Raw genomic sequence first — 26,099 nt, forward strand, 5'->3', positions numbered from 1 at the left:
TCGCAATCCGTGAAGGCGGCCGTACCGTTGGTGCTGGCGTGGTTGCTAAAGTTCTGGGCTAATTATTCGTAATTAGTTTTGAATAAAAAAGGGCGCTTCGGCGCCCTTTTTGTTGCCTGTTAATTACTGATGACACAGTTATTTGCATTTTTACTGTACTCTCCCGCATCGGTTCAGTATTTGTGCTATTGTAATCATAACTATTCTCATTTACACTTTGCGCATAAATTGAACGGGAGCGATCATGTACGTTTGTTTGTGTAACGGTGTAAGTGATAAAAAAATTCGACAGGCTGTACGCCAGTTTCATCCGCAATCATTTCAACAACTCCGCAAATTCATTCCCGTTGGAAATCAATGCGGTAAGTGCGTTCGTGCTGCGCGAGAAATCATGCAGGATGAATTAACTCAGATGCCAGAATTTAAAGAGATCGCCTGAAGGCCCGCCTTTATTTTTGACTTCCCTGTAGCCCGATCTACGCTTCTATGAGTGGAAGCGGAGGGACTACATAATGAAAGGTGATGTTAAGATCATAAGTCATCTCAATAAATTATTGGGAAATGAGCTTGTCGCGATCAACCAATACTTTCTCCATGCGAGAATGTTCAAAAACTGGGGCCTGACTCGCCTCAACGATGTCGAATATCACGAATCCATCGATGAAATGAAACACGCCGATAAATACATTGAGCGTATTTTGTTTCTTGAAGGCATCCCTAACCTGCAGGATCTTGGCAAACTTGGCATTGGTGAAGATGTCGAAGAGATGCTCCAATCCGATCTCAGGCTGGAACTCGAAGGTGCGAAAGATCTGCGTGAAGCAATTGCCTACGCGGATACCGTACATGACTATGTCAGCCGTGACATGATGATTGAGATCCTGGCAGATGAAGAAGGGCACATTGACTGGCTGGAAACTGAGCTCGATCTGATCGGCAAGTTAGGTATCCAGAACTATCTCCAGTCGCAGATTAAAGTGGAAGAGTAACCCAGGTCTGCCATCCAAGGAGCAAACCCGCTGCGCTCAGAAATGGGCCAAACCGCAGCGGGTTTTTTAATGCGTAGCATGAGCGCTGTGCTAAAAGCTGGAATCCTACAAATGTCAGCGCCATGCCGGCGGCAAGGGTAATCAGAAGCGGTAACTGCGGCCAGCCAAGCCAGGCCCCCAGTGCAGCCAGGAATTTCACATCTCCGTAGCCCAATCCCTCTTTGCGCCGAATGCCCCGATAAATCCAGTAGACCAATGAAAGTGAGCAATATCCTGCCATCGCGCCAATTACCGCAACGCCGAGCTGTTCCGGCAAAACCACCACATAAAACAGCAATCCGCACCAAAGTAACGGGCAAGTTAACCTGTCGGGTAGCAACCCAGTTTTATAATCCTGCCATGCAAGAGCGATCAACGTGACTGAGTAGAGAAGTAAAAAGAGAAGGTTGGAAATGAACATAAAGCCGTACCTGAGTTGGGAGGAAGTCTTCACAATCAGGTGGTGGCAAAGGAAGGGCAACCGGCAATGCATCAGTTTACGAGCCCCTTCCATGAAAATCGTAGCAACGTGAGTACATCGCAGCAAAGTTTGCGCGTAGCTCCGCATGACACAAGCGGCGCATTTATAAACACCGCTTGCTTCGCCGCCAGATTTACGTATAATGCGCGGGCTTGTCAAAATTGACGGCGGGTTCGATATGAACTCCGGCAGTGCTGTTTACTGTCGACAATGTTCCCAATTGGGGAACTACGCAAGAACGGTTACGCTCCCCCATCAATCGTAATGGGTGTGAGGAGTAGCCATTTCGTTTATAAAATAATTGGAGCTCTGGTCTCATGCAGAACCAAAGAATCCGTATCCGCCTGAAAGCGTTTGATCATCGTCTGATCGATCAATCAACCGCGGAAATCGTCGAGACTGCCAAGCGCACTGGTGCGCAGGTTCGCGGTCCGATCCCGCTGCCGACCCGCAAAGAGCGCTTTACCGTTCTGATCTCCCCGCACGTCAACAAAGACGCGCGTGATCAGTACGAGATTCGCACTCACAAGCGTCTGGTTGACATCGTTGAGCCAACCGAGAAAACCGTTGATGCTCTGATGCGTCTGGATCTGGCTGCCGGTGTAGACGTGCAGATCAGCCTGGGTTAATCAGGTCATCGAGCGATTGAGAGGTTGATACAATGATTGGTTTAGTCGGTAAAAAAGTGGGCATGACCCGCATCTTCACTGAAGATGGCGTATCTATCCCAGTAACCGTAATCGAAGTTGAAGCAAACCGCGTTACTCAGGTTAAAGATCTGGCTAACGACGGCTACCGTGCTATTCAGGTGACCACTGGTGCTAAAAAAGCAAACCGTGTAACCAAGCCGGAAGCAGGTCACTTCGCTAAAGCTGGCGTAGAAGCTGGCCGTGGTCTGTGGGAATTCCGCCTCGCTGAAGGCGAAGAGTTCACCGTAGGTCAGGACATTAGCGTTGAGCTGTTTGCTGAAGTTAAAAAAGTTGACGTAACCGGTACCTCTAAAGGTAAAGGTTTCGCTGGTACCGTTAAGCGCTGGAACTTCCGTACCCAGGACGCGACTCACGGTAACTCCTTGTCTCACCGCGTTCCGGGTTCTATCGGTCAGAACCAGACTCCGGGCAAAGTGTTCAAAGGCAAGAAGATGGCAGGTCAGCTGGGTAATGAGCGTGTAACCGTTCAGAGCCTGGACGTAGTACGTGTTGACGCTGAGCGCAACCTGCTGCTGGTGAAAGGTGCTGTCCCGGGTGCAACCGGTAGCGACCTGATCGTTAAACCAGCTGTGAAGGCGTAAGGGGATAGCAATGGAATTAGTATTGAAAGACGCGCAGAGCGCGCTGACTGTTTCCGAAACTACCTTCGGTCGTGATTTCAACGAAGCGCTGGTTCACCAGGTTGTTGTTGCTTATGCAGCTGGTGCTCGTCAGGGTACTCGTGCTCAGAAGACTCGTGCTGAAGTAACTGGTTCTGGCAAAAAGCCATGGCGCCAGAAAGGTACCGGCCGTGCGCGTTCAGGTTCTATCAAGAGCCCGATCTGGCGTTCAGGTGGCGTGACCTTCGCTGCGCGTCCGCAGGACCACAGTCAAAAAGTTAACAAAAAGATGTACCGCGGCGCGCTGAAAAGCATCCTGTCCGAACTGGTACGTCAGGATCGTCTGATCGTTGTCGAGAAGTTCTCTGTAGAAGCGCCGAAAACTAAGCTGCTGGCACAGAAACTGAAAGACATGGCTCTGGAAGATGTGCTGATCATCACCGGTGAGCTGGACGAGAACCTGTTCCTGGCCGCACGTAACCTGCACAAGGTTGACGTACGTGACGCGACTGGTATCGACCCGGTTAGCCTGATCGCCTTCGACAAAGTCGTAATGACTGCTGATGCTGTTAAGCAAGTTGAGGAGATGCTGGCATGATTCGTGAAGAACGTCTGCTGAAGGTGCTGCGTGCACCGCACGTTTCTGAAAAAGCGTCTACTGCGATGGAAAAAACCAACACCATCGTTCTCAAAGTTGCTAAAGACGCGACCAAAGCAGAGATCAAAGCTGCTGTGCAGAAACTGTTTGAAGTCGAAGTCGAAGTCGTTAACACCCTGGTCGTTAAAGGGAAAGTTAAACGTCACGGACAGCGTATCGGTCGTCGTAGCGACTGGAAAAAAGCTTACGTCACCCTGAAAGAAGGCCAGAATCTGGACTTCGTTGGCGGCGCTGAGTAAGTCGGAGGAGTAATACAATGGCAGTTGTTAAATGTAAACCGACATCTCCGGGTCGTCGCCACGTAGTTAAAGTGGTTAACCCTGAGCTGCACAAGGGCAAACCTTTTGCTCCGTTGCTGGAAAAAAACAGCAAATCCGGTGGTCGTAACAACAATGGCCGTATCACCACTCGTCACATCGGTGGTGGCCACAAGCAGGCTTATCGTATTGTTGACTTCAAACGCAACAAAGACGGTATCCCGGCAGTTGTTGAACGTCTTGAGTACGATCCGAACCGTTCCGCGAACATCGCGCTGGTTCTGTACAAAGACGGCGAACGCCGTTACATCCTGGCCCCTAAAGGCCTGAAAGCTGGCGACCAGATTCAGTCTGGCGTTGATGCTGCAATCAAAGCAGGTAACACCCTGCCGATGCGCAATATCCCGGTTGGTTCTACCGTTCATAACGTAGAAATGAAGCCAGGTAAAGGCGGTCAGCTGGCACGTTCCGCTGGTACTTACGTTCAGATCGTTGCTCGTGATGGTGCATATGTCACCCTGCGTCTGCGTTCTGGTGAAATGCGTAAAGTCGAAGCAGACTGCCGTGCAACCCTGGGCGAAGTTGGCAATGCTGAGCATATGCTGCGCGTTCTGGGTAAAGCAGGTGCTGCACGCTGGCGTGGTGTTCGTCCTACCGTTCGCGGTACTGCGATGAACCCAGTCGACCACCCACATGGTGGTGGTGAAGGTCGTAACTTTGGTAAGCACCCGGTAACTCCGTGGGGCGTTCAGACCAAAGGTAAGAAGACCCGCAGCAACAAGCGTACTGATAAATTTATCGTACGTCGCCGTAGCAAATAATTTTAGAGGATAAGCCATGCCACGTTCTCTCAAGAAAGGTCCTTTTATTGACCTGCACTTGCTGAAGAAGGTAGAGAAAGCGGTGGAAAGCGGTGACAAGAAGCCCCTGCGCACTTGGTCCCGTCGTTCAACGATCTTTCCTAACATGATCGGTTTGACCATCGCTGTCCATAATGGTCGTCAGCACGTTCCAGTCTTTGTTTCCGACGAAATGGTTGGTCACAAACTGGGTGAATTCGCACCGACTCGTACTTATCGCGGCCACGCTGCTGATAAAAAAGCGAAGAAGAAATAAGGTAGGAGGAAGAGATGGAAACTTTAGCTCAACATCGCCATGCTCGTTCTTCTGCTCAGAAGGTTCGCCTTGTTGCTGACCTGATTCGCGGTAAGAAAGTGTCGCAGGCCCTGGACATCCTGACCTATACCAACAAGAAAGCTGCGGTATTGGTCAAGAAAGTACTGGAATCTGCCATTGCTAACGCTGAACACAACGATGGCGCTGACATCGACGATCTGAAAGTTACGAAAATTTTCGTAGACGAAGGCCCAAGCATGAAGCGCATTATGCCGCGTGCAAAAGGTCGTGCAGATCGCATCCTGAAGCGCACCAGCCACATTACTGTGGTTGTGTCCGATCGCTGAGACTCTGGAGACTAGCAATGGGTCAGAAAGTACATCCTAATGGTATTCGCCTGGGTATTGTAAAACCTTGGAACTCTACCTGGTTTGCGAACACCAAAGAATTCGCTGACAACCTGGACAGCGATTTTAAAGTCCGCCAGTACCTGACTAAGGAACTGGCTAAAGCGTCCGTATCTCGTATCGTTATCGAGCGTCCGGCTAAGAGCATCCGTGTGACTATTCACACTGCTCGTCCTGGCATCGTTATCGGTAAGAAAGGCGAAGACGTAGAAAAACTGCGCAAGGTCGTAGCGGATATCGCTGGCGTACCTGCACAGATCAATATCGCCGAAGTTCGTAAGCCTGAACTGGACGCAAAACTGGTTGCTGACAGCATCACTTCTCAGCTGGAACGTCGTGTTATGTTCCGTCGTGCTATGAAGCGTGCTGTACAGAACGCAATGCGTCTGGGCGCTAAAGGTATCAAAGTTGAAGTTAGCGGCCGTCTGGGCGGCGCGGAAATCGCACGTACCGAATGGTACCGTGAAGGTCGCGTACCGCTGCACACTCTGCGTGCTGACATTGACTACAACACCTCTGAAGCGCACACCACTTACGGTGTAATCGGCGTTAAGGTATGGATCTTCAAAGGCGAGATCCTGGGTGGTATGGCTGCTGTTGAACAACCGGAACCGGCTGCTCAACCTAAAAAGCAGCAGCGTAAAGGCCGTAAATAAGGAGCGTCGCTGATGTTACAACCAAAGCGTACAAAATTCCGTAAAGTGCACAAAGGCCGCAACCGTGGTCTGGCGCAGGGTACGGATGTTAGCTTCGGCACTTTCGGTCTGAAAGCTGTTGGCCGTGGTCGTCTGACTGCACGTCAGATCGAAGCAGCACGTCGTGCTATGACCCGTGCAGTTAAGCGTCAAGGTAAAATTTGGATCCGTGTATTCCCGGACAAACCAATTACCGAGAAGCCGCTGGAAGTTCGTATGGGTAAAGGTAAAGGTAACGTGGAGTATTGGGTTGCCTTGATTCAGCCGGGTAAAGTCCTGTATGAAATGGACGGTGTTCCGGAAGAGCTGGCCCGTGAAGCCTTCGGCCTGGCAGCAGCGAAACTGCCTATCAAAACCACCTTTGTAACTAAGACGGTGATGTAATGAAAGCAAATGAGCTGCGTGAAAAGAGCGTTGAAGAGCTGAACACCGAGCTGCTTAACCTGCTGCGCGAGCAATTCAACCTGCGTATGCAGGCTGCAAGCGGCCAGCTGCAACAGACTCACCTGCTGAAGCAGGTTCGTCGTAATGTTGCACGTGTTAAGACTTTACTGACTCAGAAGGCGGGTGCGTAATGACCGATAAAATCCGTACTCTGCAAGGTCGCGTTGTCAGCGACAAAATGGAGAAATCCATTGTTGTTGCCATCGAACGTGTTGTGAAGCACCCGATCTACGGGAAATTCATCAAGCGTACGACCAAACTGCACGTACATGACGAGAACAACGAATGTGGTATCGGCGACAAGGTTGAAATCCGTGAATGCCGTCCACTGTCCAAGACTAAGTCCTGGACGCTGGTTCGCGTTGTAGAGAAAGCCGTTCTGTAATACAGTACGTCTTCTCACTATGAATAAACGGCTCAGAAATGAGCCGTTTATTTTTTCTACCCTTATCTTGTGAGCGGTGTTATAATGCCGCGCCCTCGATATGGGGCTTTTTAACGACCCTGATTTTTTGGGTCTCAGTAGTAGTTGACATTAGCGGAGCACTAAAATGATCCAAGAACAGACTATGCTGAACGTGGCCGACAACTCCGGTGCACGTCGCGTAATGTGTATCAAGGTTCTGGGTGGCTCGCACCGTCGCTACGCAGGCGTCGGCGACATCATCAAGATTACCATCAAGGAAGCAATTCCACGTGGTAAGGTGAAGAAAGGCGATGTGCTGAAAGCGGTAGTGGTGCGCACCAAGAAGGGTGTTCGTCGCCCGGACGGTTCTGTCATTCGCTTCGATGGCAATGCATGCGTTATTTTAAACAATAACAGCGAGCAGCCAATCGGCACGCGTATTTTTGGGCCGGTAACTCGTGAACTGCGTAATGAAAAGTTCATGAAAATTATCTCTCTGGCACCAGAAGTACTCTAAGGAGCGAATCATGGCAGCGAAAATCCGTCGTGATGACGAAGTTATCGTGTTGACCGGTAAAGATAAAGGTAAACGCGGTAAAGTTAAGAATGTCCTGTCTTCCGGCAAGGTCATTGTTGAAGGTATCAACCTGGTTAAAAAGCATCAGAAGCCTGTACCGGCCCTGAACCAGCCAGGTGGCATCGTTGAGAAAGAAGCTGCGCTTCAGATCTCTAACGTTGCAATCTTCAATGCGGCAACCGGCAAGGCTGACCGTGTAGGCTTTAGATTCGAAGACGGCAAAAAAGTCCGTTTCTTCAAGTCTAACAGCGAAACTATCAAGTAATTTGGAGTAGTACGATGGCGAAACTGCATGATTACTACAAAGACGAAGTAGTTAAGAAACTCATGACTGAGTTTAACTACAATTCTGTCATGCAAGTCCCTCGGGTCGAGAAGATCACCCTGAACATGGGTGTTGGTGAAGCGATCGCTGACAAGAAACTGCTGGATAACGCAGCAGCTGATCTGACAGCAATCTCCGGTCAAAAGCCGTTGATCACCAAAGCACGCAAATCAGTTGCAGGCTTCAAAATCCGTCAGGGCTATCCGATCGGCTGTAAAGTAACTCTGCGTGGCGAACGCATGTGGGAGTTCCTTGAGCGCCTGATCACTATTGCTGTACCTCGTATTCGTGACTTCCGTGGCCTGTCCGCTAAGTCTTTCGATGGTCGTGGTAACTACAGCATGGGTGTCCGTGAGCAGATCATCTTCCCAGAAATCGACTATGACAAAGTCGACCGCGTGCGTGGTTTGGATATTACCATTACCACTACTGCGAATTCTGACGAAGAAGGCCGTGCTCTGCTGGCTGCCTTTGACTTCCCGTTCCGCAAGTAAGGTAGGGTTACTTAATGGCTAAGCAATCAATGAAAGCACGCGAAGTTAAACGCGTAGCTTTAGCTGAAAAATACTTCGCGAAACGCGCTGAACTGAAAGCGATCATCTCTGATGTTAACGCTTCCGACGAAGATCGTTGGAACGCAGTTCTGAAGCTGCAGAGTCTGCCGCGTGATTCCAGCCCGTCCCGTCAGCGTAACCGCTGCCGCCAGACTGGTCGTCCACATGGTTATGTGGGCAAGTTCGGGTTGAGCCGTATCAAGCTTCGTGAAGCCGCAATGCGCGGTGAAGTACCTGGCTTGAAAAAGGCTAGCTGGTAATTGTCACCAATTGAATCACGGGAGTAAAGACAGATGAGCATGCAAGATCCGATCGCGGATATGCTGACCCGTATCCGTAACGGTCAGGCCGCGAACAAAGTTGCGGTCACCATGCCTTCCTCCAAGCTGAAAGTGGCAATTGCCAACGTGCTGAAGGAAGAAGGTTTTATTGAAGAATTTAAAGTTGAAGGCGACACCAAGCCGGAACTGGAAGTGACTCTTAAGTACTTCCAGGGTAAAGCTGTTGTAGAAAGCATTCAGCGTGTCAGCCGTCCAGGTCTGCGCATCTATAAGAAAAAAGATGAGCTGCCTAAAGTTATGGCGGGTCTGGGTATCGCAGTTGTTTCTACCTCTAAAGGTGTTATGACTGATCGTGCAGCGCGCCAGGCTGGTCTTGGCGGCGAAATTATCTGCTACGTAGCCTAATCGGAGGAAAAAATGTCTCGTGTTGCTAAAGCACCGGTCGTTGTTCCTGCCGGCGTTGATGTAAAAATCAACGGTCAGGTTATTACGATCAAAGGTAAAAACGGCGAGCTGACTCGTACTCTCAACGATGCTGTTGAAGTTAAACATGCTGATAATGCACTGACCTTCGGTCCACGTGATGGTTTCGTGGATGGTTGGGCTCAGGCTGGTACCGCGCGTGCCCTGCTGAACTCAATGGTTATCGGTGTTACCGAAGGCTTCACTAAGAAGCTGCAGCTGGTTGGTGTAGGTTATCGTGCAGCGGTTAAAGGGAATGTAGTAAACCTGGCTCTGGGTTTCTCACATCCTGTTGACCATCAACTGCCGGCAGGTATTACTGCTGAATGTCCGACTCAAACTGAAATCGTGCTGAAAGGCGCTGATAAGCAGATGATCGGTCAGGTTGCAGCAGATCTGCGCGCCTACCGTCGTCCTGAGCCTTATAAAGGCAAGGGTGTTCGTTACGCCGACGAAGTCGTGCGTACCAAAGAGGCTAAGAAGAAGTAAGGTAACACTATGGATAAGAAATCTGCTCGTATCCGTCGTGCGACCCGCGCACGCCGCAAGCTCAAAGAGCTGGGTGCAACTCGCCTGGTGGTACATCGTACCCCGCGTCATATTTACGCACAGGTAATTGCACCGAACGGTTCTGAAGTTCTGGTAGCTGCTTCTACTGTAGAAAAAGCTATCTCTGAACAACTGAAGTACACCGGTAACAAAGACGCTGCAGCAGCTGTGGGTAAAGCTGTCGCTGAACGCGCTCTGGAAAAAGGCATCAAAGATGTGTCCTTTGACCGTTCCGGGTTCCAATATCATGGTCGTGTCCAGGCACTGGCAGATGCTGCCCGTGAAGCTGGCCTTCAGTTCTAAGGTAGAGGTGTAAGATGGCTCACATCGAAAAACAAGCTGGCGAACTGCAGGAAAAGCTGATCGCGGTTAACCGCGTATCTAAAACCGTTAAAGGTGGTCGTATTTTCTCCTTCACAGCTCTGACTGTAGTAGGCGATGGTAACGGTCGCGTTGGTTTTGGTTACGGTAAAGCGCGTGAAGTTCCAGCAGCGATCCAGAAAGCGATGGAAAAAGCCCGTCGCAATATGATTAACGTCGCGCTGAACCACGGCACCCTGCAACACCCTGTTAAAGGTGTTCACACGGGTTCTCGTGTCTTCATGCAGCCGGCTTCTGAAGGTACCGGTATCATCGCCGGTGGTGCAATGCGCGCCGTCCTTGAAGTCGCTGGAGTTCATAACGTTCTGGCTAAAGCGTATGGTTCTACCAACCCGATTAACGTGGTTCGTGCAACTATCGATGGCCTGGAAAATATGAATTCTCCAGAAATGGTCGCTGCCAAGCGTGGTAAATCCGTTGAAGAAATTCTGGGGTAATTGACCATGGCAAAGACTATTAAAATTACTCAAACCCGCAGTGCAATCGGTCGTCTGCCGAAACACAAGGCAACGCTGCTTGGCCTGGGTCTGCGTCGTATTGGCCACACCGTAGAGCGCGAGGATACTCCTGCTGTTCGTGGTATGGTCAACGCGGTTTCCTACATGGTTAAAGTTGAGGAGTAAGAGATGCGTTTAAATACTCTGTCTCCGGCCGAAGGCTCTAAAAAGGCGGGTAAACGCCTGGGTCGTGGTATCGGTTCTGGCCTCGGTAAAACCGGTGGTCGTGGTCACAAAGGTCAGAACTCTCGTTCTGGCGGTGGCGTACGTCGCGGTTTCGAGGGTGGTCAGATGCCTCTGTACCGTCGTCTGCCGAAGTTCGGTTTCACTTCACGCAAAGCAATGATCACAGCCGAAGTTCGTCTGTCCGATCTGGCTAAAGTAGAAGGCGACGTAGTTGACCTGAACACGCTGAAAGCGGCTAACATTATCGGCATCCAGATTGAATTCGCGAAAGTGATTCTGGCTGGTGAAGTAACTCGTCCGGTAACTGTTAACGGCCTGCGCGTGACTAAAGGCGCTCGTGCTGCTATCGAAGCTGCTGGCGGTAAAATCGAGGAATAAGTAGCAGATGGCTAAACAACCGGGATTAGATTTTCAAAGTGCCAAAGGTGGCTTAGGCGAGCTGAAACGCAGACTGCTGTTTGTTATCGGTGCGCTTATCGTGTTCCGTATTGGCTCTTTTATTCCAATCCCTGGTATTGATGCCGCTGTACTTGCCAAACTGCTTGAGCAACAGCGAGGCACCATCATTGAGATGTTTAACATGTTCTCTGGTGGTGCTCTCAGCCGTGCTTCTATCTTTGCCTTGGGTATCATGCCGTACATTTCGGCATCGATTATTATCCAGCTGCTGACGGTGGTTCACCCGACGCTGGCAGAGATTAAGAAGGAAGGGGAATCTGGCCGTCGTAAGATTAGCCAGTACACCCGCTACGGCACTCTGGTGCTGGCAATATTCCAGGCAACCGGTATTGCTACTGGTTTGCCGAATATGCCTGGTATGCAGGGCCTGGTGATTAACCCAGGCTTTGCATTCTATTTCACCGCTGTTGTTAGTCTGGTCACAGGAACGATGTTCCTGATGTGGCTCGGCGAACAGATTACTGAACGTGGTATCGGTAACGGTATCTCGATCATTATCTTCGCCGGTATCGTTGCGGGTCTCCCGCCAGCCATCGCCCATACTATTGAGCAAGCGCGTCAAGGCGACCTGCACTTCCTCCTGTTGCTGTTGGTTGCAGTATTAGTATTTGCAGTGACCTTCTTTGTTGTGTTTGTTGAACGTGGTCAACGCCGCATTGTGGTAAACTACGCGAAACGCCAGCAAGGTCGTCGTGTCTATGCTGCACAGAGCACACATTTACCGCTGAAAGTGAATATGGCGGGGGTAATCCCGGCAATCTTCGCTTCCAGTATTATTCTGTTCCCGGCGACCATCGCGTCATGGTTCGGGGGCGGTACTGGTTGGAACTGGCTGACAACAATTTCGCTGTATTTGCAGCCTGGGCAACCGCTTTATGTGTTACTCTATGCGTCTGCAATCATCTTCTTCTGTTTCTTCTACACGGCGTTGGTTTTCAACCCGCGTGAAACAGCAGATAACCTGAAGAAGTCCGGTGCATTCGTACCAGGAATTCGTCCGGGAGAACAAACGGCGAAGTATATCGATAAAGTAATGACTCGTCTGACTTTGGTCGGTGCGTTGTACATCACTTTTATCTGCCTGATCCCGGAGTTCATGCGTGATGCAATGAAAGTGCCGTTCTACTTTGGTGGAACATCGCTGCTCATCGTTGTTGTCGTGATTATGGACTTTATGGCTCAAGTGCAAACTCTGATGATGTCGAGTCAGTACGAGTCTGCATTGAAGAAGGCGAACCTGAAAGGCTATGGCCGTTAATGGTCGCCCGAGAAGTTACGGAGAGTAAAAATGAAAGTTCGTGCTTCCGTCAAGAAATTATGCCGTAACTGCAAAATCGTTAAGCGTGATGGTGTCATCCGTGTGATTTGCAGTGCCGAGCCGAAGCATAAACAGCGCCAAGGCTGATTAATTCGCATATTTTTCTTGCAAAGTTGGGTTGAGCTGGCTAGATTAGCCAGCCAATCTTTTTGTATGTCTGTACATATCCATTTGAGTATCCTGAAAACGGGCTTTTCAGCATGGTATGTACATATTAAATAGTAGGAGTGCATAGTGGCCCGTATAGCAGGCATTAACATTCCTGATCAGAAACATGCCGTGATCGCATTAACTTCGATCTTCGGCGTCGGCAAAACCCGTTCCAAAGCCATTCTGGCTGCGGCAGGTATTGCTGAAGATGTTAAGATCAGTGAGCTGTCTGAAGAACAAATCGACACGCTGCGTGACGAAGTTGCCAAATTTGTCGTTGAAGGTGATCTGCGCCGTGAAATCAGCATGAGCATCAAGCGCCTGATGGATCTTGGTTGCTATCGCGGTTTGCGTCATCGTCGTGGTCTGCCAGTGCGCGGTCAGCGTACTAAGACCAACGCACGTACCCGTAAGGGTCCGCGCAAACCGATCAAGAAATAATCGGGGTGATTGAATAATGGCAAAGGCACCAGTTCGTGCACGTAAGCGTGTAAGAAAACAAGTCTCTGACGGCGTGGCTCATATCCATGCTTCTTTCAACAACACCATCGTTACCATCTCTGATCGTCAGGGTAACGCACTGGGTTGGGCAACAGCCGGTGGTTCCGGTTTCCGTGGTTCTCGCAAATCCACTCCGTTCGCAGCTCAGGTTGCGGCAGAGCGTTGCGCTGAAGCCGTAAAAGATTACGGTATCAAGAATCTGGAAGTTATGGTCAAAGGTCCGGGTCCGGGTCGCGAATCTACTATTCGTGCTCTGAACGCCGCTGGTTTCCGCATCACTAACATTACTGATGTGACTCCGATCCCTCATAACGGTTGTCGTCCGCCGAAAAAACGTCGCGTATAACGCTGCGTTTTCCAGGTTAGTTGGAGAAAGAAAATGGCAAGATATTTGGGTCCTAAGCTCAAGCTGAGCCGTCGTGAGGGCACCGACTTATTCCTTAAGTCTGGCGTTCGCGCGATCGATACCAAGTGTAAAATTGAACAAGCTCCTGGCCAGCACGGTGCGCGTAAACCGCGTCTGTCTGACTATGGTGTGCAGTTGCGTGAAAAGCAAAAAGTTCGCCGTATCTACGGTGTGCTGGAGCGTCAGTTCCGTAACTACTACAAAGAAGCAGCACGTCTGAAAGGCAACACCGGTGAAAACCTGTTGGCTCTGCTGGAAGGTCGTCTGGACAACGTTGTATACCGTATGGGCTTCGGCGCTACTCGTGCTGAATCACGTCAGCTGGTTAGCCACAAAGCTATCATGGTAAACGGTCGTGTTGTTAACATCGCTTCTTATCAGGTTAAAGCGAATGACGTTGTCAGTGTTCGTGAGAAAGCGAAAAAGCAATCTCGCGTGAAAGCCGCTCTTGAGCTGGCTGAGCAGCGTGAAAAGCCAACCTGGCTGGAAGTTGATGCTGGCAAGATGGAAGGTACGTTCAAGCGTCAGCCTGAGCGTTCTGATCTGTCTGCGGACATTAACGAACACCTGATCGTCGAGCTTTACTCCAAGTAAAGCTTAGTACCAAAGAGAGGACACAATGCAGGGTTCTGTGACAGAGTTTCTAAAACCGCGCCTGGTCGATATCGAGCAAGTGAGTTCGACGCACGCCAAGGTGACCCTTGAGCCTTTAGAGCGTGGCTTCGGCCATACTTTGGGTAACGCACTGCGCCGTATTCTGCTCTCATCGATGCCGGGTTGCGCGGTGACCGAGGTTGAGATTGATGGTGTACTTCATGAGTACAGCACCAAAGAAGGCGTTCAGGAAGATATCCTTGAAATCCTGCTCAACCTGAAAGGGCTGGCGGTGAGAGTTCAGGGTAAAGATGAAGTTATTCTTACTCTGAATAAATCTGGCATTGGCCCTGTGACCGCAGCCGACATCACCCACGACGGTGATGTCGAAATCGTCAAGCCGCAGCATGTTATCTGCCACCTGACTGATGAGAACGCATCTATCAATATGCGTATCAAAGTTCAGCGCGGTCGCGGTTATGTGCCGGCTTCTGCCCGAATTCATTCGGAAGAAGATGAGCGCCCAATCGGCCGTCTGCTGGTCGACGCATGCTACAGCCCTGTAGAGCGTATCGCCTACAATGTTGAAGCAGCGCGCGTAGAGCAGCGTACCGACCTGGACAAGCTGGTCATCGAAATGGAAACCAATGGCACAATCGATCCTGAAGAGGCGATTCGTCGTGCGGCAACCATCCTGGCAGAACAACTGGAAGCTTTCGTTGACTTACGTGATGTACGTCAGCCGGAAGTGAAAGAAGAGAAACCAGAATTCGATCCGATCCTGCTGCGCCCTGTTGACGATCTGGAATTGACTGTCCGCTCTGCTAACTGCCTCAAGGCAGAAGCTATCCACTATATCGGTGATCTGGTACAGCGTACCGAGGTTGAGTTGCTGAAAACGCCAAACCTGGGTAAAAAATCTCTTACTGAGATTAAAGACGTGCTGGCCTCTCGTGGTCTGTCTCTGGGCATGCGCCTGGAAAACTGGCCACCGGCAAGCATTGCTGACGAGTAACCGGATCACAGGTTAAGGTTTTACTGAGAAGGATAAGGTCATGCGCCATCGTAAGAGTGGTCGTCAACTGAACCGCAACAGCAGCCATCGCCAGGCTATGTTCCGCAACATGGCAGGTTCACTGGTTCGTCATGAGATCATCAAGACGACCCTGCCTAAAGCGAAAGAGCTGCGTCGCGTAGTTGAGCCGCTGATTACTCTTGCCAAGACTGATAGCGTTGCTAATCGTCGTCTGGCATTCGCCCGTACTCGTGATAACGAGATCGTGGCAAAACTGTTTAACGAACTGGGCCCGCGTTTCGCGAGCCGTGCCGGTGGTTACACTCGCATCATGAAGTGTGGTTTCCGTGCAGGCGACAACGCGCCGATGGCTTACATCGAGCTGGTTGATCGTTCAGAAGCGAAAGCAGAAGCAGCTGCAGAGTAATTTGCAGTAGTATGAAAAAACCCGCCTCGGCGGGTTTTTTTATGCCTGTAAGATCCCCATTTCGCTACAATCATTGTACTCTTTTTGTTCATCAGGATATTTACGATGTGGTTACTCGATCAGTGGGCCGAGCGTCATATTCAGGAGGCACAGTCCCGGGGTGAGTTTGATCTCCTGCCGGGCCGGGGTGAACCTTTATTTCTTGATGATGACAGTCATGTTCCCCCTGAACTGCGTGCAGGTTATCGTCTGTTGAAGAACGCTGGTTGCCTTCCTCCGGAACTCGCACAGCATAAAGAGGCCGTCGAGCTCATAGGATTGCTAAAAGGTATTCGTGAGGATGACCCTGGAGTGCCTGAAATCCAGCGCCGCCTTACGCTGCTCGAATTGAAACTACAGCAGGCCGGGCTGAGTACAGATTTTTTGCGTGGTGATTATGCCGATAAGTTATGCAGTAAATTACGGGAGGAATGCTGATGTATCGTATTGGTGAATTAGCGAAACTCGCAGGCGTGACGCCCGATACCATCCGCTATTATGAAAAACAGCAGATGATGGATCATTCTGTTCGCACTGAAGGTGGATTCCGGCTTTATACAGAAAGCGATCTGCAGCGCTTGCGGTTTATACGCCACGGCACGCAGCTTGGCTTTACGCTCGAAGCGATCCGTGAACTGCTGTCGATTCGTATTGATCCCGAACATCATACCTGTCAGGAGTCGAAAAGCATCGTCCAGTCCCGGCTGAATGAAGTCGAAGCAAGGATTGCGCAGCTGGAAACGATGCGCCGTTCTCTGCAGCGCCTGAATGATGCATGCTGCGGCAGTGCCCACAGCAGTGTTTACTGTTCTATTCTCGAAGCGCTTGAGCAGGGAGCTGAGGCAGAGCAAGCAGGGCATTGATTTTCGACTGTTGCAGGATTACACTCCCGCCGTCTTATTACACAATCCGGAGAAAATATGAGCCGCTATCAGCATACGAAGGGGCAAATAAAGGATAACGCGGTAGAAGCGTTATTACGTGACCCACTGTTTCGTCAGCGCGTTGAGAAAAGTAAGAAAGGGAAAGGCAGTTTTCAGCGTAAGGGCAAACATGGCAACAGAGGTAACTGGGAGGCCAGTGGCAAGAAAGTGAATCACTTTTTTACCACTGGCTTTCTGCTTTCAGTGTCCTGATTAAGAGCGGCTGTTTTGCTCTTTCAGCAGATCGCGAATTTCAGTCAGTAAGACTTCTTCTTTCGTCGGCACTGGATCCGCAGCCGGCTCTTCTTTCTTACGATTGAGCTTGTTAATAAGCTTAATCGCCATAAAGATGGCGAATGCCACAATCACGAAATCAAAAATATTCTGGATGAACACGCCGTAGTGCATCACTACCGCAGGAACGTCGCCCTGCGCATCACGCAGCGTAACCGCAAACTGTTTGAAATCGATCCCGCCAATCAATAATCCCAGCGGAGGCATAATAATATCGGCAACTAATGACGATACGATTTTACCGAATGCCGCACCAATAATGACACCCACTGCCAAATCAACCACGTTTCCGCGCATCGCGAATTCGCGAAACTCTTTAATAATGCTCATTTTATTCTCCTTGAACCAGCTGACGTTTATAAGTTTAACAAATGTCTGGTCAATTTCCATTACAGCGCGACGGCTATTTTGAATAAATAGACCTTGAATAATAAAGGGTTAATAAAAAAGACGCTCATTTGAGCGTCTTTTTCGGTTACAGGAAGAATGGGCTAGGCTGGAACAGGCGCTCGACGTCGGTAATAAACTTTTTATCCGTCAGGAACATAATTACGTGGTCACCCTGCTCAATCCGCAAATTGTCATTGGCGATGAGGACTTCATTACCGCGAACGACTGCACCAATAATTGTGCCCGGCGGGAGTTTAATATCATCAATCACGCGGCCAACCACCCTGGAGGTACTTTCATCTCCATGGGCGACGGCTTCAATCGCTTCGGCAACGCCTCGGCGGAGAGATGAAACACCAACGATATCTGCCTTGCGGACATGGCTTAACAATGCGGAGATAGTGGCCTGCTGTGGGGAAATCGCAATATCAATCACGCTGCCCTGCACCAGATCAACATAGGCGCGGCGCTGGATAAGCACCATCACTTTTTTGGCACCCATACGCTTGGCTAACATGGCCGACATAATATTCGCTTCATCGTCGTTGGTGACGGCGATAAACAGATCAACCTGATCGATATGCTCTTCCGCCAGCAGCTCCTGATCTGATGCGTCGCCAAAGAAGACGATCGTATTTTGCAGCTTTTCCGCAAGCTCAGCCGCGCGTTGCTGATCCCGTTCGATCAGCTTCACGCTGTAATCTTTTTCCAGACGACGTGCCAGACCAGCGCCGATGTTTCCGCCGCCGACAAGCATGATTCGCTTATAGGGCTTTTCCAGGCGCTGAAGTTCACTCATTACGGCGCGAATATGCTGCGAAGCGGCAATGAAGAAGACTTCGTCGCCTGCCTCAACAATGGTCGATCCCTGAGGACGGATAGGCCGGTCGTGGCGGAAAATCGCCGCTACGCGAGTATCGATATGCGGCATGTGCTCTCGCATAGTGGACAGCGCATTACCGACCAGTGGGCCACCATAATAGGCTTTCACCACGGCCAGGCTTACTTTCCCTTCGGCAAAGTTCACCACCTGCAGGGCACCCGGATACTCAATCAGGCGGTAAATATTGTCGATAACAAGCTGTTCAGGTGCGATCAGATGATCGATTGGCACCGCTTCAGAATGGAACAACTTATCTGCATCGCGGACGTAGTCGGGAGAACGAATACGAGCGATACGGTTCGGCGTATTGAAAAGAGAATAGGCAACCTGGCAGGCAACCATATTGGTTTCATCAGAGCTGGTGACGGCGACGAGCATATCCGCATCATCAGCCCCGGCTTCCCTCAGTACGCGGGGATGAGAGCCGTGGCCCTGAACAACGCGTAAATCGAATTTGTCCTGCAGGCTGCGCAGGCGATCGCCGTTGGTGTCTACCACGGTAATGTCGTTATTCTCACCGACCAGGTTCTCTGCCAGCGTGCCGCCGACTTGTCCGGCACCCAGAATGATAATTTTCATCAGTCGCGATCCGTTAATTCATCACTGTTTGATTAGCTTAGCGTAAAAGAATCCGTCGCCTTCATCCGCAGCCGGCAGGTTTTGCTGGCCGGGGTGTTCTGCAGTGCCCGTCTCGCAGAGGGTCGCATCTGGTGTACGTTTCAGGAACGCTGCAATCTGTTCGCTGTTTTCTTCCGGCAGAATGGAGCAGGTGGCGTACACCAGCGTACCGCCAGGTTTGAGATGCAGCCAGGTGGCATCAAGGATTTCTGCCTGAAGCTGAGCCAGGTCAGCGATATCGCGATCGCGGCGCAGCCATTTGATATCCGGATGGCGGCGAATCACGCCCGTAGCAGAGCAAGGAGCATCCAGCAGAATGCGATCGAATTGCTGCTCACCGCACCACTGTGAAGGATAACGGCCATCGCCTTGCTTCACCTGTGCGTTCATGCCGAGGCGTTTCAGGTTTTCATAGACGCGAGTCAGGCGCTGCTCATCAACGTCGACGGCCAGTACGCTCACTTTGGGGGCGACTTCAAGAATATGGGTCGTTTTCCCGCCCGGTGCCGCGCACAAATCGAGGATCTCTTCGCCATTTTTAGGCGTCAGATAGTTCATGCAGCCCTGGGCAGAAGCGTCCTGCACGGTGACCCAGCCCTCGGCAAAGCCGGGCAGTGCCATTACCGACGTCGGCGTTTCCAGGCGCACAGCGTCAGGGTAGTCCTGATGCGTAAAGCCTTTCATTCCGGATGCTTCCAGCAATGCGAGCCATGCATCACGTGAGTGATGGTTGCGGTTAACGCGCAGCCACATAGGTGGGCGCTGGTTGTTGGCCTCAAGGATGGCTTGCCACTGCTGCGGATAAGCTTTTTGAATACGTTTCACCAGCCAGGAAGGGTGCAGGAAGCGCATTTCCGTCCCGGCAAATTCGGCTAACAGGGCTTCCTGATTACGCTGAAACTGGCGCAGTACACCGTTGATCAGCCCTTTCAGCTGCGGGCGCTTGATGGCTACTGCACCTTCAACCGTTTCCGCCAGCGCCGCGTGGGCTGGAATGCGGGTATACAGAAGCTGATAAAGGCCAACCATCAGTAGAAAGTGGACGGTACGCTGTTTGCCCGTCATGGGGCGTTCCATCAATTTTTTGATGAGCCACTCCAGCTGCGGCAGAGTACGCAGCACGCCAAAACTCAGTTCCTGCAGCAGGGCACGATCTTTATCGGCAACTTTGTTTTGCAGGTGCGGCAAAACATTGCTCAGCGACTGGCCTTTCTCAACGACCTGTTCGATAGCCTGAGCGGCAAGGCTACGTAAATTTGTATTTTTTTTCATAAGCATAAAAATGAAAAGGCCCGGTATAACCGGGCTGAAAGTAAGAAACCGTCAGGCAAGACGGTTGCCGGGAATAAACCACTCCCGACGTGAATTCAGAAGATCCTGTACGCTCATGGCCTTTTTTCCCGCAGGCTGAAGCGACTGCAGATTCAGGATCCCACGCGCGGTTGCAACCTGGATGCCTTGCTTGTTGGCATCGACGATCGTGCCTGGCTCTGCCGCAGTGTCTGCGTGAATAACTGTGGCTTGCCATACTTTAACCGGTTGACCATCAATCTCCAGCCAGCTCATTGGCCATGGATTAAAGGCCCGGATATTACGTTCAAGCTGTTCAGCCGAAAGTGACCAGTCAACGCGAGCCTCTTCTTTGCTGAGCTTTTCGGCGTGTGTGACCAGCGCTTCGTCCTGAACTTCAGGTTTAGCTGTGCCTTCCGCCAACTGCTTCAGGGTTTCGATCAACCCTTGTGGACCGAGCTCAGCCAGCTTGTCGTACAGCGAGCCGCTGGTGTCTTCTGCCGTGATTGGGCAGGCGAGCTTATAGAGCATATCACCGGTATCAAGCCCAACGTCCATCTGCATGATCGTGACGCCCGTTTGTGCATCACCCGCCCAGAGGGAACGCTGGATTGGCGCAGCACCACGCCAGCGTGGCAGCAGTGAACCATGAACGTTAATGCAGCCGAGACGTGGCATATCAAGAACGGCTTTCGGTAAGATCAGACCATACGCTACCACTACCATAACGTCGGCGTTGAGCTCGGCAACGAGCTGCTGGTTTTCCTGCGGGCGAAGCGAGGCGGGCTGGAAAACCGGCAGACCTTTTTCTTCTGCCAGCACTTTGACGGGGCTCGGCATCAGCTTTTTACCGCGGCCGGCGGGACGGTCTGGTTGGGTAAATACGCCCACGATCTGGTGCCCAGACGACAACAGCGCGTCAAGATGACGCGCAGCAAAGTCAGGAGTACCGGCAAAAATAATGCGAAGTGATTCTGACACGTTAATTCTTATCCTTAAGCGCGAGCGTTCAGGCGATCCAGTTTTTCAACTTTCTGGCGAATACGCTGCTGTTTCAGCGGAGAGAGATAGTCGATGAACAGTTTGCCTACCAGATGGTCCATCTCGTGCTGAATGCAGATTGCCAGCAGGCCATCGGCTTCGAGTTCGAACGGCTTGCCATTGCGGTCCAGCGCGCGAATTTTAACTCGCTCGGCACGTGGAACCAGAGCACGCTGCTCAGGAATAGACAGGCAGCCTTCTTCGATGCCGGTTTCACCGCTCTTTTCCAGCAGCTCGGGGTTAATCAATACCAGCTGGTCGGCACGATCTTCGGAAACATCAATCACGATGATGCGCTGATGGATATCGACCTGCGTTGCGGCCAGGCCAATGCCTTCTTCGTCGTACATGGTTTCGAACATATCATCGACGATACGCTGAATGTCGGCATTCACTTCTTTAACCGGCTCAGCGACTTTGCGAAGGCGCTCGTCCGGAATATGTAACACTTGCAAAACTGACATAATTATCCAGAGTTGTGTTCAGGAGTTGGAAAGATTATTACCTCTATTCTAGACAAAACCCCCTCTGATTGACAGCATCACTGACCAATCGCAAAGATTGACGAGACAGCTTGTGGCAAGGGGAAAAGGATGGCGCCCACGGAGATCTGGATCCGCCTGATGGCGGTCAATGGGTTATACGGCAATACGATGTGCGAGCTGGCAAAAAGACTCATTTCAGCTGGTTCAGTAGACGCAGGTTTTTTGCGCAATCAGGGGTTTTCTACGGCCCAGGTAAAACACTTTTTCTCGTTTTCCGGGCGGGTGCTGAATGAGATGCTTGCCTGGCTAACACATCCCGGGCACCACTTACTGACGGCGGATCATGCCGGTTATCCTTCCACTCTAAAAGCGACCGTCGATTACCCTGGGGCTTTGTTTGTCGCGGGGGATCCGCAGTTACTCTTGTCTCCACAAATCGCCATTGTCGGCAGCCGTCACCATTCCTGGTATGGGGAGCGCTGGGGGCGCATCCTTAGTGAGGCTATTGCCCGAAAAGGCCTGACGGTGACCAGCGGTATGGCGCTCGGCATTGATGGAATAGCACACAGGGCCGCGCTGGATGTTCATGGAAAAACCATTGCTGTGCTCGGAAACGGCCTCTTTCATACCTATCCGCGTCGGCATGCCGCCCTGGCTCAGCGTATTCTTGAAAATGGCGGCGCGTTGGTTAGCGAATTCCCGCTGAACCAGCTCCCCTTTCCTGCCAATTTCCCTCGCCGAAATCGAATCATCAGTGGCCTCAGCTACGGTGTTTTAGTGGTGGAGGCGGCACCGAAAAGTGGTTCTCTGGTGACTGCCCGTACCGCGCTGGAGCAAGGTCGTGAAGTCTTTGCCATTCCAGGTCCGCTGGGCAACCCCGGATCGGAAGGCCCGCACTGGCTGATTAAACAGGGAGCTGTTCCTGTGACGACGATAGAGGACATCATGGAAAATTTGCAATTCGGGCGCTATCCGCTGCCAGATGAGCCTGAAAAATCAAATTATTCCCCGGATACGGAGTTTGCAGCATTGCCATTTCCGGAGCTCCTGGCTAACGTAGGAGATGAGGTAACACCTGTTGACGTTGTCGCTGAACGTGCCGGCCAACCTGTGCCAGTAACCGTAGCACAGCTACTGGAACTGGAGTTAGCAGGATGGATCGCAGCTGTACCCGGCGGCTATGTCCGATTAAGGAGGGCATGCCATGTTCGACGTACTGATGTATTTATTTGAGACTTACATCCATAACGAAGCAGAGATGCGGGTGGACCAGGATAAACTGACGCGGGATTTAACCGATGCCGGTTTCGATCGGGAAGATATCTACAACGCACTGCTGTGGTTGGAAAAGCTGGCTGATTATCAGGAAGGGCTCGCAGAGCCGATGCAGCTGGCTTCGGATCCACTCTCTGTCCGCATTTATACTGCAGATGAGTGCCAACGGCTGGATGCCAGTTGCCGGGGATTCTTGTTATTCCTGGAGCAGATTCAGGTGCTAAACCTCGAAACGCGTGAAATGGTCATCGAACGCGTCATGGCGCTGGATGCCACAGAGTTTGAGCTGGAGGATCTGAAATGGGTCATCCTGATGGTGCTGTTTAATATTCCGGGCTGTGAAAATGCCTATCAGCAGATGGAAGAATTACTCTTCGAAGTAAATGAAGGTATGCTGCACTGATTCCCTTGCGCAGCGAAAAGAGTTGTTATGGCTAAATCTGCACTGTTTTCGGTGCCTAAAAACGAGCCCTGCCCACAGTGCGGGGCCGAGCTCATTATCCGGTCCGGTAAGCACGGGCCGTTTCTCGGTTGTTCCCATTACCCGGAATGCGATTATGTTCGTCCCCTGAAAAGCCAGGCGGACGGACATATCGTGAAAGTTCTGGAAGGCCAGCTTTGCCCGGTTTGTGGTGCGGAAATGGTGCTTCGTCAGGGGCGTTTTGGCATGTTCATAGGGTGTAGCCAGTATCCCGTCTGCGAACACACCGAGCTTATTGATAAACCTGATGAGACGTCTATCGCCTGCCCGCAATGCCATCAAGGTCATCTTGTTCAGCGTCGCTCACGCTATGGCAAAACCTTTCATTCCTGCGATCGTTATCCCGATTGCCAGTTCGCTCTGAATTTCAAACCGGTGGTGGGAGAGTGCCCTGAGTGCCACTATCCGCTACTTATCGAAAAGAAAACGGCACAAGGCGTTAAGCTCTATTGCGCCAGTAAACAATGTGGAAAGCCGATATCGGCGGAATAAATCAGTGAACAGTCACCTGCATGAACTAAGCGTTTTGAAAGCTCTCGAAGCGCTCAATAATAAAGAAGTCATCGCTTATCCCACTGAAGCTGTTTTCGGTGTCGGCTGCGATCCGGACAGTGAAACTGCTGTTATGCGTTTGCTGGAGCTTAAGCAGAGGCCAGTAGAAAAAGGACTTATCCTTATTGCGGCGAGTTTTGAGCAGCTCAAACCTTATATAGATGATTCAGTATTAACAGACAGCCAACGAGAAACGGTCTTTTCGCGCTGGCCTGGGCCTGTCACTTTTGTCTTTCCGGCAAGAGCGTCAACGCCCCGCTGGTTGACCGGCCGATTCGACACTCTGGCTGTTCGCGTCACTGATCATCCGCTGGTGGTTGAGCTGTGCCAGGCTTACGGTAAACCACTTGTTTCAACAAGTGCGAACCTGAGCGGGCAGGAGCCATGCCGCAACGTCGAAGAAGTCGTTGCTCAGTTCGGCGAATCCTTCCCGGTTGTTAAAGGCGAAACCGGCGGTCGCCTTAACCCTTCCGAAATCCGGGATGCCCTGACGGGCGAACTTTTCCGCCAGGGATAATCATATGGAACAGTACGCCGTATTCGGCAACCCCATTGCCCACAGCAAATCGCCTTTTATTCATCAGCAATTTGCCCGGCAGTTGAACATCGAACATCCTTACGGACGAGTGCTTGCGCCGTTGGAGGCGTTTACTGAAACGCTGAACAGGTTTTTTGCTGAAGGAGGCAAAGGCTGCAACGTCACCGTGCCTTTTAAAGAGGAAGCTTTCGCCAGAGCGGATGAACTCACCGAGCGGGCTGCGCTCGCCGGGGCGGTGAATACGCTGAAGCGGCTGGAAGATGGGCGGCTGCTGGGTGATAACACCGATGGAATAGGGTTGCTTAGCGATCTGGAACGACTGGATCTGATCAAACCGGGCTATCGTATTTTGCTGATAGGTGCTGGCGGCGCGGCGCGTGGAGTATTGCTGCCGCTTTTATCCTTGGACTGTGCTGTTACTGTGACTAACCGTACCTTTGCCCGCGCACAGGAGCTGGCCGCGATCTTCGCCCACACCGGCAGCATTCGTGCTCTGGCAATGGATTCACTGCAGAGCGAAACGTTCGATTTGATCATCAATGCAACGTCCAGCGGCATCGGTGGAAACGTTCCGGCGATCCCGAATGCCATCATCAATATGAACGTGCGTTGCTACGACATGTTCTATCAGAAAGGAAGTACGCCTTTTTTGAAGTGGTGCGAACAGCATGGTGCAAAACACTGCGAGGATGGGCTGGGGATGCTGGTGGCTCAGGCCGCGCATGCGGTGCTTTTATGGCACGGCGTTATGCCAGAAATTGCCCCTGTCATTGAGGCACTGAAAAAGGAACTGTCTTTGTGAATCAGGCGATCCTGTTTCCCGATCGTGAAGAATGGGACGACGCAAATCAGTCTCTCTGCTTCCCGGCGCTGGTTAATGGGTTTCAGGTCACCTGTGCATTGTCGGCAGAAGCACTGGCGCATCGCTTTGGTGGGGATGCGCCAGAGTTTTGGGTCGAGAGCTTTCGTCTGCATCGCTGGGATTTAGAAGATGAAGCTGAGCAGGCGATCTGCAACCAAAAAGAAGACGATCAGGGCTGGATCTGGCTCTCCTGAGCGAGATACTCATCTTTCCACTTTACATAGTTATTCGCTGAATACCTGAGACCCTCAAGCTCCGCCTCTTTCAACGGACGAATCTGCTTCACTGGGCTACCAAGATAAAGGTAGCCACTCTCCAGGCGCTTATTTTGAGGCGCCAGACTACCAGCGCCGATCATCACGTCATTTTCGACAACTACTCCATCGAGCAATATCGATCCCATACCAACAAGTACCCGATCTCCAATGGTGCAGCCGTGCAGCATGACTTTGTGTCCTACCGTAACGTCTTCACCCACAATTAGCGGGTTACCTTCCGGGTTATAAGAAGACTTGTGGGTAACGTGTAGCACGCTGCCGTCCTGGATATTCGTGCGGGCGCCGATAGCAACATAGTTTACGTCACCGCGGATCGCGACCAGTGGCCATATGCCGACATCATCCGCAAGGCGGACATCGCCGATAATCACGCTGGTGGAATCGACCATAACGCGCTGACCGATCGTGGGTGTCAGGTTTTTATAGGAACGAATGTTTGCAGACATGAAAACCTCTATAGGACGAATTGCAGGTAATGTGGCTCATTATCGGCCTTTCAGAGGGGATTCACACCTCAAAAAAACAGCAGATCGTATGGGATCTCAACAAAAAGAATGAAAAAACAGCTATCAGAAGAAAGATCGAAAAAAAGGGTTGTGCAAAAAAATGGGATCCCTATAATGCGCCTCCATCGACACGGCGGATGTGAATCACTTCACACAAACAG

The 26,099-nt window shown here is 51.2% G+C and carries 46 protein-coding genes; 39 read left to right on the plus strand and 7 right to left on the minus strand.

Annotated features, from left to right (window positions below; all coding sequences use genetic code 11):
• The first annotated feature begins 244 nt into the window (after positions 1-244).
• Together bfd and bfr are read left to right on the plus strand one after the other, a co-directional pair.
• Positions 245-439, plus strand: coding sequence for a bacterioferritin-associated ferredoxin (bfd, locus tag RTU33_RS20495; protein WP_312629848.1), 195 nt, complete (start codon positions 245-247; stop codon positions 437-439).
• Between the two features lie 73 nt (positions 440-512).
• Positions 513-989 carry a bacterioferritin gene (bfr, locus tag RTU33_RS20500; RefSeq protein WP_097164993.1) on the plus strand — a complete coding sequence of 159 codons (477 nt, stop codon included), beginning with the start codon at positions 513-515 and terminating at the stop codon, positions 987-989.
• Here the strand turns inward: bfr and RTU33_RS20505 are convergent.
• A complete protein-coding gene (locus RTU33_RS20505; protein WP_312629852.1) occupies positions 973-1,449 on the minus strand; it encodes an A24 family peptidase in 477 nt (158 codons plus the stop codon). The two genes, bfr and RTU33_RS20505, sit on opposite strands and share 17 nt — an antisense overlap.
• A gap of 377 nt (positions 1,450-1,826) precedes the next feature.
• Here RTU33_RS20505 and rpsJ point away from each other — a divergent pair, with 377 nt between their 5' ends.
• The 31 genes from rpsJ to RTU33_RS20660 all read left to right on the plus strand — a co-directional run bounded on the left by rpsJ (position 1,827) and on the right by RTU33_RS20660 (position 16,658).
• Positions 1,827-2,138 carry a 30S ribosomal protein S10 gene (gene rpsJ, locus RTU33_RS20510; RefSeq protein ID WP_001181005.1) on the plus strand — a complete coding sequence of 104 codons (312 nt, stop codon included), beginning with the start codon at positions 1,827-1,829 and terminating at the stop codon, positions 2,136-2,138.
• Between the two features lie 32 nt (positions 2,139-2,170).
• Complete coding sequence (gene rplC, locus RTU33_RS20515) at positions 2,171-2,800, plus strand: 50S ribosomal protein L3 (RefSeq protein ID WP_006817279.1); 630 nt, start codon at positions 2,171-2,173, stop codon at positions 2,798-2,800.
• A 10-nt stretch (positions 2,801-2,810) separates the two neighbouring features.
• The gene (gene rplD / locus RTU33_RS20520; RefSeq protein ID WP_000424395.1) at positions 2,811-3,416 is read left to right on the plus strand and encodes a 50S ribosomal protein L4; all 606 of its coding nucleotides are present in this window, start codon (positions 2,811-2,813) and stop codon (positions 3,414-3,416) included.
• Positions 3,413-3,715: a 50S ribosomal protein L23 gene (gene rplW / locus RTU33_RS20525; protein WP_000617546.1), complete on the plus strand. Its 303-nt coding sequence runs from the start codon at positions 3,413-3,415 to the stop codon at positions 3,713-3,715. The genes rplD and rplW overlap by 4 nt, the downstream gene beginning before the upstream one ends.
• Before the next feature lie 17 nt (positions 3,716-3,732).
• On the plus strand, positions 3,733-4,554 hold the full coding sequence (gene rplB / locus RTU33_RS20530; RefSeq protein WP_000301859.1) for a 50S ribosomal protein L2: 822 nt from the start codon (positions 3,733-3,735) through the stop codon (positions 4,552-4,554).
• Between the two features lie 16 nt (positions 4,555-4,570).
• A complete protein-coding gene (gene rpsS / locus RTU33_RS20535; RefSeq protein ID WP_001138115.1) occupies positions 4,571-4,849 on the plus strand; it encodes a 30S ribosomal protein S19 in 279 nt (92 codons plus the stop codon).
• Between the two features lie 14 nt (positions 4,850-4,863).
• Complete coding sequence (gene rplV, locus RTU33_RS20540) at positions 4,864-5,196, plus strand: 50S ribosomal protein L22 (RefSeq protein ID WP_000448832.1); 333 nt, start codon at positions 4,864-4,866, stop codon at positions 5,194-5,196.
• Positions 5,197-5,213: 17 nt separating this feature from the next.
• Positions 5,214-5,912: a 30S ribosomal protein S3 gene (gene rpsC / locus RTU33_RS20545; RefSeq protein WP_006817277.1), complete on the plus strand. Its 699-nt coding sequence runs from the start codon at positions 5,214-5,216 to the stop codon at positions 5,910-5,912.
• Positions 5,913-5,924: 12 nt separating this feature from the next.
• Complete coding sequence (gene rplP / locus RTU33_RS20550) at positions 5,925-6,335, plus strand: 50S ribosomal protein L16 (RefSeq protein WP_002919759.1); 411 nt, start codon at positions 5,925-5,927, stop codon at positions 6,333-6,335.
• Positions 6,335-6,526 (plus strand): 50S ribosomal protein L29, encoded by a 192-nt coding sequence (gene rpmC / locus RTU33_RS20555; protein WP_097164997.1) that lies wholly within the window; start codon positions 6,335-6,337, stop codon positions 6,524-6,526. The genes rplP and rpmC overlap by 1 nt, the downstream gene beginning before the upstream one ends.
• Positions 6,526-6,780, plus strand: coding sequence for a 30S ribosomal protein S17 (gene rpsQ / locus RTU33_RS20560; RefSeq protein WP_097164998.1), 255 nt, complete (start codon positions 6,526-6,528; stop codon positions 6,778-6,780). Before rpmC ends, rpsQ begins: the two co-directional genes overlap by 1 nt.
• A 166-nt stretch (positions 6,781-6,946) precedes the next feature.
• Entirely contained in the window at positions 6,947-7,318 is a 372-nt protein-coding gene (gene rplN / locus RTU33_RS20565; protein ID WP_000613954.1) for a 50S ribosomal protein L14, read from the plus strand.
• Positions 7,319-7,328: 10 nt separating this feature from the next.
• Positions 7,329-7,643, plus strand: coding sequence for a 50S ribosomal protein L24 (rplX, locus tag RTU33_RS20570; RefSeq protein ID WP_097164999.1), 315 nt, complete (start codon positions 7,329-7,331; stop codon positions 7,641-7,643).
• Between the two features lie 14 nt (positions 7,644-7,657).
• Positions 7,658-8,197 carry a 50S ribosomal protein L5 gene (gene rplE / locus RTU33_RS20575; RefSeq protein WP_097165000.1) on the plus strand — a complete coding sequence of 180 codons (540 nt, stop codon included), beginning with the start codon at positions 7,658-7,660 and terminating at the stop codon, positions 8,195-8,197.
• 14 nt (positions 8,198-8,211) lie between these two features.
• Complete coding sequence (gene rpsN, locus RTU33_RS20580; protein WP_074780832.1) at positions 8,212-8,517, plus strand: 30S ribosomal protein S14; 306 nt, start codon at positions 8,212-8,214, stop codon at positions 8,515-8,517.
• A gap of 33 nt (positions 8,518-8,550) precedes the next feature.
• A complete protein-coding gene (rpsH, locus tag RTU33_RS20585; protein WP_312629865.1) occupies positions 8,551-8,943 on the plus strand; it encodes a 30S ribosomal protein S8 in 393 nt (130 codons plus the stop codon).
• A gap of 12 nt (positions 8,944-8,955) precedes the next feature.
• A complete protein-coding gene (rplF, locus tag RTU33_RS20590; RefSeq protein ID WP_312629867.1) occupies positions 8,956-9,489 on the plus strand; it encodes a 50S ribosomal protein L6 in 534 nt (177 codons plus the stop codon).
• A gap of 9 nt (positions 9,490-9,498) precedes the next feature.
• Positions 9,499-9,852 (plus strand): 50S ribosomal protein L18, encoded by a 354-nt coding sequence (rplR, locus tag RTU33_RS20595; protein ID WP_039076817.1) that lies wholly within the window; start codon positions 9,499-9,501, stop codon positions 9,850-9,852.
• A 14-nt stretch (positions 9,853-9,866) separates the two neighbouring features.
• Complete coding sequence (rpsE, locus tag RTU33_RS20600; RefSeq protein ID WP_002438697.1) at positions 9,867-10,367, plus strand: 30S ribosomal protein S5; 501 nt, start codon at positions 9,867-9,869, stop codon at positions 10,365-10,367.
• Positions 10,368-10,373: 6 nt separating this feature from the next.
• The gene (rpmD, locus tag RTU33_RS20605; RefSeq protein WP_004846568.1) at positions 10,374-10,553 is read left to right on the plus strand and encodes a 50S ribosomal protein L30; all 180 of its coding nucleotides are present in this window, start codon (positions 10,374-10,376) and stop codon (positions 10,551-10,553) included.
• Positions 10,554-10,556: 3 nt separating this feature from the next.
• Positions 10,557-10,991, plus strand: a complete 435-nt coding sequence (rplO, locus tag RTU33_RS20610) for a 50S ribosomal protein L15 (RefSeq protein WP_097165004.1) — start codon at positions 10,557-10,559, stop codon at positions 10,989-10,991.
• A gap of 7 nt (positions 10,992-10,998) precedes the next feature.
• Positions 10,999-12,330 carry a preprotein translocase subunit SecY gene (gene secY / locus RTU33_RS20615; protein WP_097165005.1) on the plus strand — a complete coding sequence of 444 codons (1,332 nt, stop codon included), beginning with the start codon at positions 10,999-11,001 and terminating at the stop codon, positions 12,328-12,330.
• Positions 12,331-12,360: 30 nt separating this feature from the next.
• Positions 12,361-12,477 (plus strand): 50S ribosomal protein L36, encoded by a 117-nt coding sequence (rpmJ, locus tag RTU33_RS20620; RefSeq protein ID WP_000868187.1) that lies wholly within the window; start codon positions 12,361-12,363, stop codon positions 12,475-12,477.
• 147 nt (positions 12,478-12,624) lie between these two features.
• Entirely contained in the window at positions 12,625-12,981 is a 357-nt protein-coding gene (gene rpsM / locus RTU33_RS20625) for a 30S ribosomal protein S13 (protein ID WP_097165006.1), read from the plus strand.
• A 16-nt stretch (positions 12,982-12,997) separates the two neighbouring features.
• Positions 12,998-13,387: a 30S ribosomal protein S11 gene (gene rpsK, locus RTU33_RS20630; protein ID WP_043081126.1), complete on the plus strand. Its 390-nt coding sequence runs from the start codon at positions 12,998-13,000 to the stop codon at positions 13,385-13,387.
• Between the two features lie 33 nt (positions 13,388-13,420).
• Entirely contained in the window at positions 13,421-14,041 is a 621-nt protein-coding gene (gene rpsD, locus RTU33_RS20635; RefSeq protein ID WP_097165007.1) for a 30S ribosomal protein S4, read from the plus strand.
• Between the two features lie 25 nt (positions 14,042-14,066).
• On the plus strand, positions 14,067-15,056 hold the full coding sequence (locus RTU33_RS20640) for a DNA-directed RNA polymerase subunit alpha (RefSeq protein WP_002209013.1): 990 nt from the start codon (positions 14,067-14,069) through the stop codon (positions 15,054-15,056).
• Positions 15,057-15,096: 40 nt separating this feature from the next.
• Positions 15,097-15,483: a 50S ribosomal protein L17 gene (rplQ, locus tag RTU33_RS20645; protein ID WP_097165008.1), complete on the plus strand. Its 387-nt coding sequence runs from the start codon at positions 15,097-15,099 to the stop codon at positions 15,481-15,483.
• A 105-nt stretch (positions 15,484-15,588) separates the two neighbouring features.
• Positions 15,589-15,960: a DUF1992 domain-containing protein gene (locus tag RTU33_RS20650; RefSeq protein WP_312629873.1), complete on the plus strand. Its 372-nt coding sequence runs from the start codon at positions 15,589-15,591 to the stop codon at positions 15,958-15,960.
• Entirely contained in the window at positions 15,960-16,385 is a 426-nt protein-coding gene (gene zntR, locus RTU33_RS20655) for a Zn(2+)-responsive transcriptional regulator (protein ID WP_312629875.1), read from the plus strand. The genes RTU33_RS20650 and zntR overlap by 1 nt, the downstream gene beginning before the upstream one ends.
• A gap of 57 nt (positions 16,386-16,442) precedes the next feature.
• Positions 16,443-16,658: an alternative ribosome-rescue factor A gene (locus RTU33_RS20660; protein ID WP_312629877.1), complete on the plus strand. Its 216-nt coding sequence runs from the start codon at positions 16,443-16,445 to the stop codon at positions 16,656-16,658.
• Here RTU33_RS20660 and mscL read toward each other — a convergent pair whose 3' ends face one another.
• From mscL to def, 5 genes are all read right to left on the minus strand, one after another.
• A complete protein-coding gene (gene mscL / locus RTU33_RS20665; RefSeq protein ID WP_312629878.1) occupies positions 16,659-17,069 on the minus strand; it encodes a large-conductance mechanosensitive channel protein MscL in 411 nt (136 codons plus the stop codon).
• A gap of 145 nt (positions 17,070-17,214) precedes the next feature.
• The gene (trkA, locus tag RTU33_RS20670; RefSeq protein ID WP_312629880.1) at positions 17,215-18,591 is read right to left on the minus strand and encodes a Trk system potassium transporter TrkA; all 1,377 of its coding nucleotides are present in this window, start codon (positions 18,589-18,591) and stop codon (positions 17,215-17,217) included.
• Positions 18,592-18,612: 21 nt separating this feature from the next.
• A complete protein-coding gene (gene rsmB / locus RTU33_RS20675; protein ID WP_312629881.1) occupies positions 18,613-19,902 on the minus strand; it encodes a 16S rRNA (cytosine(967)-C(5))-methyltransferase RsmB in 1,290 nt (429 codons plus the stop codon).
• 51 nt (positions 19,903-19,953) lie between these two features.
• On the minus strand, positions 19,954-20,901 hold the full coding sequence (gene fmt / locus RTU33_RS20680) for a methionyl-tRNA formyltransferase (RefSeq protein WP_312629883.1): 948 nt from the start codon (positions 20,899-20,901) through the stop codon (positions 19,954-19,956).
• Positions 20,902-20,915: 14 nt separating this feature from the next.
• Positions 20,916-21,425, minus strand: a complete 510-nt coding sequence (def, locus tag RTU33_RS20685; RefSeq protein ID WP_312629884.1) for a peptide deformylase — start codon at positions 21,423-21,425, stop codon at positions 20,916-20,918.
• A gap of 129 nt (positions 21,426-21,554) precedes the next feature.
• Between def and dprA the strand changes: the two genes are divergently transcribed.
• From dprA to RTU33_RS20715, 6 genes are read left to right on the plus strand one after another with little or no spacing between them, the layout of a single operon-like run.
• A complete protein-coding gene (dprA, locus tag RTU33_RS20690; protein WP_312629885.1) occupies positions 21,555-22,679 on the plus strand; it encodes a DNA-protecting protein DprA in 1,125 nt (374 codons plus the stop codon).
• Positions 22,651-23,124, plus strand: coding sequence for a DUF494 family protein Smg (smg, locus tag RTU33_RS20695; protein ID WP_312629886.1), 474 nt, complete (start codon positions 22,651-22,653; stop codon positions 23,122-23,124). Before dprA ends, smg begins: the two co-directional genes overlap by 29 nt.
• 27 nt (positions 23,125-23,151) lie before the next feature.
• Positions 23,152-23,694 (plus strand): topoisomerase DNA-binding C4 zinc finger domain-containing protein, encoded by a 543-nt coding sequence (locus tag RTU33_RS20700; protein ID WP_312629887.1) that lies wholly within the window; start codon positions 23,152-23,154, stop codon positions 23,692-23,694.
• Positions 23,695-23,698: 4 nt separating this feature from the next.
• Complete coding sequence (gene tsaC, locus RTU33_RS20705) at positions 23,699-24,271, plus strand: L-threonylcarbamoyladenylate synthase type 1 TsaC (RefSeq protein WP_312629888.1); 573 nt, start codon at positions 23,699-23,701, stop codon at positions 24,269-24,271.
• A gap of 4 nt (positions 24,272-24,275) precedes the next feature.
• Entirely contained in the window at positions 24,276-25,094 is an 819-nt protein-coding gene (aroE, locus tag RTU33_RS20710) for a shikimate dehydrogenase (RefSeq protein WP_312629889.1), read from the plus strand.
• Positions 25,091-25,348, plus strand: a complete 258-nt coding sequence (locus tag RTU33_RS20715; RefSeq protein WP_312629890.1) for a DUF1488 domain-containing protein — start codon at positions 25,091-25,093, stop codon at positions 25,346-25,348. Before aroE ends, RTU33_RS20715 begins: the two co-directional genes overlap by 4 nt.
• Here the strand turns inward: RTU33_RS20715 and RTU33_RS20720 are convergent.
• Positions 25,324-25,878 (minus strand): gamma carbonic anhydrase family protein, encoded by a 555-nt coding sequence (locus tag RTU33_RS20720; protein WP_312629892.1) that lies wholly within the window; start codon positions 25,876-25,878, stop codon positions 25,324-25,326. The two genes, RTU33_RS20715 and RTU33_RS20720, sit on opposite strands and share 25 nt — an antisense overlap.
• Positions 25,879-26,099 lie beyond the last annotated feature (221 nt).

This window comes from Scandinavium sp. (assembly GCF_032012665.1).
In the GTDB taxonomy this organism is placed as follows: Bacteria; Pseudomonadota; Gammaproteobacteria; order Enterobacterales; family Enterobacteriaceae; genus Scandinavium.